The 10,927-nt window shown below is 64.5% G+C and carries 8 protein-coding genes, 1 tRNA gene and 2 pseudogenes; 9 read left to right on the plus strand and 2 right to left on the minus strand.

Annotated elements, in window-relative coordinates:
* Nucleotides 1-5: 5 nt before the first annotated feature.
* Nucleotides 6-287, minus strand: a complete 282-nt coding sequence (locus tag ACLFQI_RS07530) for a cupin domain-containing protein (RefSeq protein WP_410758300.1) — start codon at nt 285-287, stop codon at nt 6-8.
* Nucleotides 288-369: 82 nt separating this feature from the next.
* Here ACLFQI_RS07530 and pncC point away from each other — a divergent pair, with 82 nt between their 5' ends.
* From pncC to ACLFQI_RS07570, 8 genes are all read left to right on the plus strand, one after another.
* Nucleotides 370-879 (plus strand): nicotinamide-nucleotide amidase, encoded by a 510-nt coding sequence (gene pncC, locus ACLFQI_RS07535; protein ID WP_410758301.1) that lies wholly within the window; start codon nt 370-372, stop codon nt 877-879.
* Nucleotides 880-944: 65 nt separating this feature from the next.
* On the plus strand, nt 945-2,114 hold the full coding sequence (gene recA / locus ACLFQI_RS07540) for a recombinase RecA (protein ID WP_410758302.1): 1,170 nt from the start codon (nt 945-947) through the stop codon (nt 2,112-2,114).
* Nucleotides 2,107-2,631, plus strand: coding sequence for a regulatory protein RecX (locus tag ACLFQI_RS07545; protein WP_410758303.1), 525 nt, complete (start codon nt 2,107-2,109; stop codon nt 2,629-2,631). The genes recA and ACLFQI_RS07545 overlap by 8 nt, the downstream gene beginning before the upstream one ends.
* 166 nt (nt 2,632-2,797) lie before the next feature.
* Nucleotides 2,798-5,410 (plus strand): alanine--tRNA ligase, encoded by a 2,613-nt coding sequence (gene alaS, locus ACLFQI_RS07550; protein WP_410758304.1) that lies wholly within the window; start codon nt 2,798-2,800, stop codon nt 5,408-5,410.
* Nucleotides 5,411-5,414: 4 nt separating this feature from the next.
* A complete protein-coding gene (locus tag ACLFQI_RS07555; RefSeq protein WP_410758305.1) occupies nt 5,415-6,644 on the plus strand; it encodes an aspartate kinase in 1,230 nt (409 codons plus the stop codon).
* 172 nt (nt 6,645-6,816) lie between these two features.
* Nucleotides 6,817-7,035, plus strand: a complete 219-nt coding sequence (csrA, locus tag ACLFQI_RS07560) for a carbon storage regulator CsrA (protein WP_410758306.1) — start codon at nt 6,817-6,819, stop codon at nt 7,033-7,035.
* A 190-nt stretch (nt 7,036-7,225) separates the two neighbouring features.
* A tRNA-Ser gene (locus ACLFQI_RS07565) sits at nt 7,226-7,316 on the plus strand.
* A 615-nt stretch (nt 7,317-7,931) separates the two neighbouring features.
* Complete coding sequence (locus ACLFQI_RS07570) at nt 7,932-8,237, plus strand: hypothetical protein (protein ID WP_410758307.1); 306 nt, start codon at nt 7,932-7,934, stop codon at nt 8,235-8,237.
* Nucleotides 8,238-8,299: 62 nt separating this feature from the next.
* Here the strand turns inward: ACLFQI_RS07570 and ACLFQI_RS07575 are convergent.
* Nucleotides 8,300-9,975, minus strand: a pseudogene (locus ACLFQI_RS07575) (IS1634 family transposase).
* A gap of 269 nt (nt 9,976-10,244) precedes the next feature.
* Between ACLFQI_RS07575 and ACLFQI_RS07580 the strand changes: the two are divergent.
* Nucleotides 10,245-10,927: pseudogene (locus ACLFQI_RS07580) on the plus strand (hypothetical protein); the annotation flags it as partial.

Consider the following 10,927-nt stretch of genomic DNA (forward strand, 5'->3'; position numbering starts at 1 on the left):
CGCCGCTAATCCAAGCGATAATGCTTCTCGACCGCTGCGGTGATCTCCCAAGTGCAACGCATTCCGGCGGGGAAGGTGATGAGATCGCCACGCTTGAAATGCTGGGGCTCGCCGCCCTCGGGCGTGACGCTGAACCGACCGCGCACCACATAGCAAGTCTCTTGCTGAGGATAGGTCCACTCGAAGCTGGACGGCTCCTTCCTCCAGGTCGGCCAGTCCTCGACGCCGAGGACTTCGAGCTTGGCCGGGGGCGGATTATGCTCGCAAAGGATGGATTCATCGGACATGATGGACTCCTGAACCGTTGTCGTGAGATGGCATCGGATCACAGCGCGGCGATCGCGTCGACCACCCTAGAGCCCACAGGATATGCACGATGATCTCGAATACCTAGCCTCGCGAGTCGGCGACTGCCTGCAACGGGCCGGGCTGCGCCTGGCCACGGCGGAATCCTGCACCGGGGGTTGGATTGCCAAATGCATCACCGATGTAGCAGGGAGTAGCGCCTGGCTCGATCGCGGCTTCGTGACCTACAGTAACGCGGCCAAGCAGGAGATGCTCGGCGTGGCCGAGGCGACGCTCGCGGCCTGGGGCGCGGTCAGCGAGGCCGTCGTCGCCGAGATGGCCGGCGGTGCCATCGCGCACAGTCAGGCCTCGATCGCGGTGGCGGTGAGCGGGATCGCCGGCCCCGGCGGCGGCACGGCGACGAAGCCGGTGGGCACCCTCTGCTTCGGCTGGGCGCTGCCGGAGGGTATCGCGGTCGAGACCCGGTACTTCGCGGGCGATCGCGAACAGGTGCGCCGCCAGGCGGTCGCGCATGCGCTGCGCGGGCTGCTGGAGCGCTGTGCGGCGCGTCATCGGCCGACTGAAATCGCCTGAGCGGCTTGTGTGGGGGCGGGTCGGCTGTGGGATAATCCTTAACAACCCTGGTTCCTGGAGTGACAATGGACGAGAATCGCAAGAAGGCGCTGGCCGCCGCGTTGAGCCAAATCGAGAAGCAGTTCGGCAAGGGCTCGGTGATGCGCATGGGCGATGCCGGCGCCATCCCCAATGTCGAAACCGTCTCGAGCGGCTCCCTGGGGCTCGATATCGCCCTCGGCATCGGTGGCCTGCCGCGCGGTCGCGTCATCGAGATCTACGGTCCGGAATCCTCCGGTAAGACCACGCTCACCCTGCACGCGGTGGCCGAGACGCAGCGCGCCGGCGGCACCGCGGCCTTCGTCGATGCCGAGCACGCGCTTGATCCCGGCTACGCCGAGAAGCTCGGCGTGAACATGGACGAACTCCTGGTCTCGCAGCCGGACACCGGCGAACAGGCGCTCGAGATCACCGACATGCTGGTGCGCTCCGGCGCGGTCGACATGGTGGTGGTCGACTCGGTCGCGGCCTTGACGCCCAAGGCCGAGATCGAGGGCGAGATGGGCGATTCGCACGTCGGCCTGCAGGCGCGGCTGATGTCGCAGGCGCTGCGCAAGCTCACCGCCAACATCAAGCGTTCCAATGCCATCGTCATCTTCATCAATCAGATCCGGATGAAGATCGGCGTCATGTTCGGCTCGCCGGAAACCACCTCCGGCGGCAACGCGCTCAAGTTTTATTCCTCGGTGCGACTCGATATCCGCCGCATCGGCTCGATCAAGCGGGGCGCCGACGTGGTGGGCAACGAGACTCGCGTCAAGGTGGTCAAGAACAAGGTCGCGCCGCCGTTTCGCGAGGTGCTGTTCGATATCCTCTATGACGAGGGCATCTCGCGCGAGGGCGAGATGGTCGACCTCGGCGTCAGCGCCGGGGTGGTCGAAAAATCCGGTTCTTGGTATAGCTACGACGGCCAGCGCATCGGTCAGGGCAAGGATAATGTGCGCAATTTCCTCAAGGAGAATCCAGAGATTGCCGCCGCCATCGATGCCAAGGTGCGCGCGGCTCTGCTGCCGAAGCCTAAGTCGACTCAGGCTGAGGCTGCGGCCGAAGAGGGCGCCGGATCAACGCCCAATGCAGGCTCTGATGCAGGTTCCGATACCGCGTTGAACACGCCGGCCGCCGTCGATGATGCCGATGCCAAGCCGGCGAAGAATGCGAAGGAAGCCAAGCATGCGAAGGCCGCAACCGATGGCTGAATCGGCGATGGCCCCGGAGGCCGCGACCGAAGAAGCCGCAGCCGAGGCGCGAGACGGACTCTTTGAAGAGATCCGCGGCCGGGCGCTGAAGCTGCTCGGCAGGCGCGAGCACAGTCGCCTGGAACTCGCGCGCAAGCTGCGCCAACGCGGTTATCCGAAGGCGCCCGTCGAGGCGGTGATCGAATCCCTGGTCGCCAACGGGCTGTTGAGCGAAGAACGGCTGATCGCCGCCTATGTGAGCGAGCGTCTCGGCAAGGGCTTCGGCCCCCTGCGCATCCGGGCCGAATTGCGCGAGAAGGGGCTGTCCGAGGAGGCCTTCCAGCCCTATCTCGAACTGGAGGATCAGGCCCTGCTCGACGGTCTGACCCAGGCCTCTCGGAAACGCTTCGGCGAGCGCGAGGCCGAGGATCGGCGCGAGCAGGCAAAACGCGCGCGTTTCCTCGAATATCGCGGCTTCCCGCCACGTTTGATCGCCCGTTTCCTGCACGCGGGCCCGATGGCTGGGGCAGACGGATGATTCGCTCAATGTTTGTGCCGATGTTCATGCCTGCACCGCTGTTTAGGATCATGCCTGCGCCGCTGTCCACGTCCGTGCTCACGCCAATGTCGAGCCGCTTTCCGTGCCGCCTTGGGCGTCGCGCCCCGTTAACGCAAAGACCCGTCTCCGGAGTCGACTCCTTGTCATGAAGAGTAGTGCCCAGCTTCGTCAGGCCTTCCTCGATTACTTCGTCGAGCGTGGACACACGCCGGTCGAGAGCAGCCCGTTGTTGCCTGGAAATGACCCCACCTTGCTGTTCACCAATGCTGGCATGGTGCAGTTCAAGGAGGTCTTCCTTGGCCGCGAGAAACGTTCCTACAGCCGCGCCGTAAGCTCGCAGCGCTGCGTGCGCGCCGGCGGCAAGCACAACGATCTCGAGAACGTCGGCTACACCGCCCGCCATCACACCTTCTTCGAGATGCTCGGCAACTTCAGCTTCGGCGATTACTTCAAGCGCGAGGCCATCGGTTTTGCCTGGGAGTTCCTGACGCAGACCCTGGAAATGCCGGCCGAACGGCTCTGGATCACCGTCTATACCGAGGACGACGAAGCCGCGCGCATCTGGCTCGACGAGATCGGCGTCGATCCGACGCGCTTCTCGCGCTGCGGCGAGAAGGACAACTTCTGGTCGATGGGCGAGACCGGCCCCTGCGGCCCCTGCTCCGAAATCTTCTATGATCACGGCCCCGGGGTCCCGGGCGGTCCGCCTGGCTCGCCGGACGAGGACGGCGACCGCTACGTCGAGATCTGGAACCTGGTGTTCATGCAGTTCGACCGCGATGCCAAGGGCGAGCTGCACCCGCTGCCGCGGCCCTCGGTCGATACCGGCATGGGGCTCGAGCGGCTCGCGGCGGTGATGCAGGGGGTACACAGCAACTACGAGATCGATCTGTTCCAGGCCCTGATCCGTGCCGCCGCCGCGGCGACTGGCTGCGATGATCTCGGCAACCAATCGCTGCGCGTGATCGCCGACCACATCCGTTCGGCAGCCTTCCTGATCGTCGATGGCGTCACGCCCGGCAACGAGGGTCGCGGCTATGTGCAGCGGCGCATCATCCGCCGCGCCATCCGCCACGGCTATCAGCTCGGCCAGACGGCGCCGTTCTTCTGGCGCCTGGTCGCGCCCCTGGCCGAGCAGATGGGCGCTGCCTACCCCGAGCTGCGCGCCAAACAGGCCCAGATCGAGCGGATCCTGAAGACCGAGGAGGAGCGCTTCGCCGACACCCTGGAGCAGGGCTTGCGTATCTTCGACGAGATCGTCGCCAACCTGAGCGGCACCGAGATCCCCGGCGAGGCGGTGTTCCGGCTCTATGATACCTATGGCTTTCCCGCCGACCTCACCGCCGATATCGCCCGCGAGCGCGGGCTGACCCTGGATCTCGCCGGCTTCGAGGCGGCGATGACGGCGCAAAAGGAACGCGCGCGCGCCGCCAGCCAATTCGGCGCTGGCGCGGTCGTCGAGCTGGATGTCGAGGGCGAGACCGATTTCAGCGGCTACGACGGCCTGATCGATCAGGCGACGCTGATCGGCTGCTATCTGGACGGCGAGCCGCGCGACCGCATCAGCGCGGGCCAGGAGGGACTGCTGGTGCTCGATGTCACGCCTTTCTATGCCGAGGCTGGCGGCCAGCTCGGCGATCGCGGCCTCCTCACTACCGAGACCGCTCGCTTCGAGGTGCGCGATACGCAGAAGCAGGCGGGCGTGATCTGCCACCTCGGACGCCTGCTCGAAGGCGAACTCTTGGTCGGGGATCGCATCGAGGCCCAGGTCGATCGGGCGCGGCGGCGCGCGATCGCGCTGCATCACTCGTCCACCCACCTGCTGCACGCGGCCCTGCGTCAAGTGCTCGGCGAGCATGTGCAGCAACGCGGCTCGCTGGTCGGGCCGGAACGACTGCGGTTCGACTTCACCCATTTCGAGCCGCTCACGCGCGACCAACTGCGCGAGATCGAGCGCCTGGTCAATCGGGAGATCCGCGAAAACCACACGGTCGAGACCCGCATCATGGATCTCGAGGACGCCAAGGCCTCGGGCGCGATGGCGCTGTTCGGCGAGAAGTACGCTGAACAGGTGCGGGTGCTGCGGATGGGCGACTTCTCGACCGAACTCTGCGGCGGCACCCATGTGCGCGCGGTGGGCGATATCGGGCTGTTCAAGATCGTCGCCGAATCCGGCATCAGCGCCGGCGTGCGCCGCGTCGAGGCGGTCGCCGGCGCTGTGGCGCTGAGCTGGGTCGAGGAAGAAGAGGCGCGGCTGGCGCGCATCGCGGCGTTGGTGAAAGGGACGGCGAGCGATGCCGACGACAAGGTGGCGGCGCTGGTCGAGCGCTCGCGGCGGCTGGAGAAGGAGCTGGAGCAGCTCAAGGCCAAGCTCGCCAGCGCCGCCGGCAGCGAGCTGACCGATGCCGTGGTCGAGATCGACGGCGTCAAGGTGTTGGCCGCGCGGCTCGATGGCGTCGATGTCAAGTCGCTGCGCGAGACCCTCGATCAGCTCAAGAACAAGCTCGGCTCCGGCGTGGTCCTGCTGGCCACCGAGAGCGACGGCAAGGTCAACCTGATCGCCGGCGTCACCAAGGATCTGGTCGGCCAGTTCAAGGCCGGCGAGCTGGTCAAGGCCGCAGCCGAGAAGGTCGGCGGGCGTGGCGGCGGTCGGCCGGATATGGCCCAGGCCGGCGGTACCGATCCGGCCGGCATCCCGGCTGCGCTCGAGCTGGTCGGCGACTGGGTCAAGCAATGCGCGCTGGCGGCGGTGTCCTAGCACGATGGCATTGATCGTCCAAAAATATGGCGGCACCTCGGTCGGCAGCGTCGAGCGCATTCAGGCCGTGGCTCAGCGCGTCAAGCGTACCCGCGCTCAAGGCCACGACGTCGTCGTCGTGGTTTCGGCGATGTCCGGCGAGACCGATCGTCTGATCGAGCTGGCGCGGGCGGTTCAGCCGCAGCCGGTGCCGCGCGAACTCGATGTGCTGATCGCCACCGGCGAGCAGGTCACCATCGCCTTGCTGGCGATGGCCTTGGAGGCGGCTGGCTGCCCGGCGCGCTCCTACACGGGATCGCAGGTTCAAATCCACACCGATAGCGCACACAACAAGGCACGCATTCGCGACATCGATGGCGCGCGCGTGGGTGGCGATCTCGAGGCGGGGCGCGTGGTGGTGGTGGCTGGCTTTCAGGGGATCGATCGCGCCGGTAACATCACCACCCTGGGCCGCGGCGGCTCCGACACCTCGGCGGTGGCCATGGCGGCCGCGCTCAAGGCCGATGAGTGCCAGATCTACACCGATGTGGACGGCGTCTACACCACCGATCCGCGCATCGAGCCACGCGCGCGCAAGCTCGATCGGATCACCTTCGAGGAGATGCTGGAGATGGCCAGCCTGGGCTCGAAGGTGTTGCAGATCCGCGCGGTCGAGTTCGCCGGCAAATATCGGGTTCCGTTGCGCGTGCTCTCGAGCTTTCGCGAGGGGGAGGGCACGCTGATCAGTTTCGAGGAGGACAACGTGGAAGACGCCAAGATCGCCGGTATCGCCTTCGCCAAGGACGAGGCCAAGCTCACCGTGCTCGGGGTGCCGGATCAGCCGGGCATTGCCCACAAGATCCTCGGCCCGATCTCCGAGGCCAATATCGAAGTCGATATGATCGTGCAGAATGTCGGCGCCGACAGCGCCACCACCGATTTCACCTTCACCGTGCATCGCAACGACTATGACACGGCGCTGCAGGTGCTGCGTGAGACCGCCGAGCAGCTCTCGGCGCGCGAGGTCGCCGGTGACGAGACGATTGTCAAACTCAGCTTGGTCGGCGTCGGCATGCGCTCGCATGCCGGTATCGCCAGCCAGATGTTCGAGGCCCTAGCCCGTGAAGGCATCAACATCCGCATGATTTCGACCTCGGAGATCAAGATCTCGGTGGTCATCGACGAGAAGTATCTTGAGCTGGGCGTGCGCGCGCTCCATGAGGCCTTTGGGCTTGCCGAGAAAACCATATTGTAACAATTGCTGCATTGCGGGAATGTCTACTGCTAAACTTCGGTGCTACACTATTTGCACCTTTGGCCGTTGCGGCGGTCAACTAGGCAGATGGTTAAGGTAACAAGGCTGCGAGACCTAAGATGCTGAGGGAACCGCGGCTCGGCTCATGAAAGGACAGAAAGGATAGACCGCTATGTTGATACTGACCCGCCGCGTTGGCGAAACCCTGATGATCGGCGACGAAGTGACCGTCACGGTGCTCGGCGTCAAGGGAAACCAGGTTCGCATTGGCGTCAATGCACCGCGCGAGGTTGCCGTGCATCGCGAAGAGATCTACGAGCGCATCAAACGCGAGCAAGCGCAAGGCACCGCCGAGCCACGCATCGCGCATGATGTGGGAGTGGACGACTAGAGACCTGGAGTCAAGCGCCCCCCGATCCCCGACTGAATACCCGCTCCGCCTGAACGGCGTTGTCCGAGCCTGGCCATTGGGCGGGCGGGTTTTCCCCGAGCGGACGCTCCAACCGAGCGGTTCCCAAACCATGCTCATCGCTCATGGGTAGACGCAAGCGCCCCAAAGTCTGCTACAATTTTCCCCCTACGGAGAGATGGCCGAGTGGCTGAAGGCGCTCCCCTGCTAAGGGAGTATGGGTTAATAGCCCATCGAGGGTTCGAATCCCTCTCTCTCCGCCATTTTTGATCTTAACAATTTGAATTATAAAGAGTTTAAGATCAGAAATCCTGCCTAGACCACCTCAAAGACTACCCTTTGAAGTGGCATCATTTTTGGTCTTTGTCTGCGCATCGCCGATAACGACCGGTCCTGGCTGCCGCGGTAACTCTCTCCTTCTTCGGGTCCACTTCACGGGGCTTGGATCATCACTCGGTGAAAAACTGGGCATTCCGATAGGCGATCAACCACACTGAAGGCGTGGCAGTAGTACCGGGTTGGCCTACCCTTGGACATGCAAATTAACCGAGGGAACAGTCGTTCCCCGATGCCTCTACCTCTGTTGACTCTAGTGCAGAACGACGTCGTACGCCAAACCATGATCGTTTGGATCGCGCCAAACATCGGCAGTCGGTGGCGCAATCGCAGCAGGCTGGTCTGAGTCAACGTGCGGTGATCGCCAGTGCCGGCATCACACGCAGCACCCTGTGTGATTTGAACGCTCGCTCAGCGTCCACGGCACCGGTGCTGGGCTGGCCGCCTTCGTTGAGACGCTTGAGGGCGTGGAGTGGTTGCGCCGGGTGTAGGTTGCCATGCAATGAACAGTGAGCAGGGCGGCGCGGGCGTGCGCGTGGTCTGTGACGTTCTCGAGCGCAGTGGACTGTCGGCGTTCATCCGGTGCCTCCTTCGTCACGCAGCAGGCGTTACAGGTCGACCTGGAGGCGCAGATCGTGAGCGCAGCCACCCACCTGTGCGAGAGATTGGCCCAAGCCATCTCCCATCGCACTGGCGCAGCGGGCGTCGATGCCTTCCATGCCGGTGCGCAGGCGCGGTTTGCAGGCGTTGAACAAGGACAAGCGCAGCGGGTCGCGGCCGCGCGTGCGGCACACTGGGAGCGGCAGATCATCACCGACGCCAACAGCTATCCCAAGTTCCACAGTTAGGGACGTAACCCCCTGTTTTCCTTGATCCAGGATCTGAAAAAATGTCACAACACTTGACTTGATTACTGGGGCAACGCGATACCGATCTCCTTGAAGAGCTGCCGGTGCTCCGGCGTCAAGCGTGACAGCCCGCTGTATTCACGACTGCCGGCTTTGACCCGATGCTGCTGAATCTGGCGCAGGATGCGTCACGCCCGCTCCGGGGAGTACTCGCGACCGGCGGCCGTCAGGCACGTGCGCAGAAGACGATAGAGCACCCGGGCCAGGAAGCAGATCAGGGCATGCGCGCGAATGCGAGTCGGTAAGCGGTGGTCGACCGGCGCCATCTCGATCTCGGACTTCAGGACGCGGAAGCCGCGTTCGATATCGGCCAGCGAGCGATAGCGCGCCACCACCGCCTCGGCGCTCAAGTCCTGGAGACTGGTGACCAACAACAGCTTGCCATCGAGGCGCTCGGCGGCCTGCCAGGCCCTCTGATCGATCAGGTCACTGAACTGCGGCGAGCCCAGGTCGGCCTTGACGATGAGGCTGAGGCGCTTCTCGAGCACGGCCTGATGGAAGCGCTTGTAAGCCCCGCGATCTGTCGCACGCCGGCCGCGCACGGGTTTGCCTGCATCTTGATCATTGAGCCGCTCGGCCAGGTGTTGGCCGAGTGCATCGAGGGCCTCGATCGCCTCCCGGCGCGCCCGGGATTGTTCGGCGGCACGGGTGGCATTGTGGGCGATCACCAGCCGGCGCTCCTGCCAACGCGTCTCGCCGATCACGTCGGCATCCGGATCGCACACCGCCGCCACCAGGCGGGGAGGGTGTTCGGCGATCAGCTCAGTGAACTCGGCGTAGCGACGCCCCGGCACGGCGAGGATGGAGTCCACTTGCAAGCCCTGCGCATACCCCAACGCCTCGAGCCCATCGATGTTGTCGATGCTCAACAGGCCCCGATCGGCAACGATCACCACCTGTTTGAGCCGGAAGCGCTTAAGCAACCGCTCGATCATCGGTGCCAGCGTGGTGGTTTCGGCCACGTTGCCCTCGAACACCTCGTGGGCGATCGGCAACCCGTCGGCACTTTGGACGACACCGAGCGCCACCTGGCAATCGATCCCTCCGGTGTCCTTGCTCAGTCCATGGCGGCGCAGGTCGCCCGCGCACTGGCCGGTGCCGTGGATGCGCACCGTGGTCACGTCATAGAAGACCACGCTGAGATCCTGAGCCAGTAACGGGCGCAACGGCTTTGCCACCGCGCACTCAACCGCCTCGTTGTGCTCCTCCAGCGCGTCCATCGCGCGCAGCCGCTGTTCATGAGGCAGCTCATTAGCCGCGAACTCGGGCAGATGCGTGCGCTCCTGCAGCCACTCCAGCAGCCCGAGCTTGCTGCTTGGCTCGGCCAGGCGAACACCCTCGCGCGGATGAGCGCATCGGCGTCGAATGGGCGACGGGAGGAACGCAGCGCTCGGCGCAGGGCCTCGCCGAGGCCCAGTGCCTGCCAGAGCTGATGCAGGGTCCAAACATCCCCGTAGCTGCGTGCGGTCTCGAACACCGGTGCTTGCGGCATGGATTCGGGGCGCCCGACAGCACGTTGCAGGCCGTGGATGAGTGGCTCGAGATCGGCCGCCTCGAGCTGATCGACTCGCCCGAGGCTGGCCACGACGCGCTGCTTCACCTTGCCGGCCGCATCCCGATAGCCTTCGACCCGCTGCAGGTAGCGCCGCGGACCCGATTGGGTGATACGCGTGTACAGGCCATCACCTTAGGCGATCCCGCGGCTGATAAGCAATCCGTGCGTCCAGCACACAGTGACACAACGCAATGGGGCGGGCTACACGGCTACGCCGACACGTCGCTGCCTGATAGGAGCGTTGTACTGGGAGCCTCTCTGTCAGGTGGTTCCCGCACCAACACTCAGCAGACCGTCGTGAAGGCAACCACTGATCCCGCTCACGGCAGCTCAACGACAGCCCTTCTACCGGAGAGTGATCGCGACTTGTCCCAGTTAACAAGTCAACTGTTGTGACATTTTTTAAGATCCTGGGTCAGGGAAAACAGGGGGTTACGCCCCTAACTGTGGAACTTCGGAGCTATCGTTCTCCGGCCGAGGCGAGCACCGATGCCCTCGCCGGCGGCATCGAGAACCTGTTACGACGCGGCATGATCAAGGGCGATCGCGCAGTCGAGGCCTTCAACGGCTTGCTCAGCGGTCTGCAGAACGGGGAGGGCTGGCAGGGGGCGATGGCGCAGGCGCGCGAGCGTTATGGCGATGCGATTGGCACCCTGGCCGATTATCAGCTGCAGACGCTGCCACCACAGGCGCTAACGGAGTCTCAGGAGGCGTTTTACCGCAGCCGGGTCGATTGGGCATGGATGGGCCATACCGCCCTCAGCGGTGTGGAGATCACGACACCCGGACATCAGGCGCAACTCGACCGGCTGATCGATGAACATGGACCCGAACTTGGCCAGGCGATCGCCGGGCAGTTAACTGAAGCCGCGCACAGCCTCGACAACAACAAGCTGACGGGCATCATCGCCTATAACCGGGCACAGTTGGTGGTCGATGAGTCGGAAAACAAAATGTTGGAATCCGGCTCGATTAGCGGGGCACTGATCCATCCGGCAGTCACTGGTGGCGATCGACCCCCTCGCGGCAGATCTCGGAACGGGCTGCGGCTTGAGCGATGCCTGGACTGTGCGTA

The sequence above is a fragment of the Halochromatium sp. genome, from assembly GCF_046541315.1.
Lineage (GTDB): Bacteria > Pseudomonadota > Gammaproteobacteria > Chromatiales > Chromatiaceae > Lamprobacter.

Bases quoted from the DNA above. Each gene is read 5' to 3' on its own strand.
- ACLFQI_RS07530 (WP_410758300.1), bottom strand. From the start codon at position 287: ATGTCCGATGAATCCATCCTTTGCGAGCATAATCCGCCCCCGGCCAAG.
- pncC (WP_410758301.1), top strand. From the start codon at position 370: ATGCACGATGATCTCGAATACCTAGCCTCGCGAGTCGGCGACTGCCTG.
- recA (WP_410758302.1), top strand. From the start codon at position 945: ATGGACGAGAATCGCAAGAAGGCGCTGGCCGCCGCGTTGAGCCAAATC.
- ACLFQI_RS07555 (WP_410758305.1), top strand. From the start codon at position 5,415: ATGGCATTGATCGTCCAAAAATATGGCGGCACCTCGGTCGGCAGCGTC.
- csrA (WP_410758306.1), top strand. From the start codon at position 6,817: ATGTTGATACTGACCCGCCGCGTTGGCGAAACCCTGATGATCGGCGAC.
- ACLFQI_RS07545 (WP_410758303.1), top strand. From the start codon at position 2,107: ATGGCTGAATCGGCGATGGCCCCGGAGGCCGCGACCGAAGAAGCCGCA.
- alaS (WP_410758304.1), top strand. From the start codon at position 2,798: ATGAAGAGTAGTGCCCAGCTTCGTCAGGCCTTCCTCGATTACTTCGTC.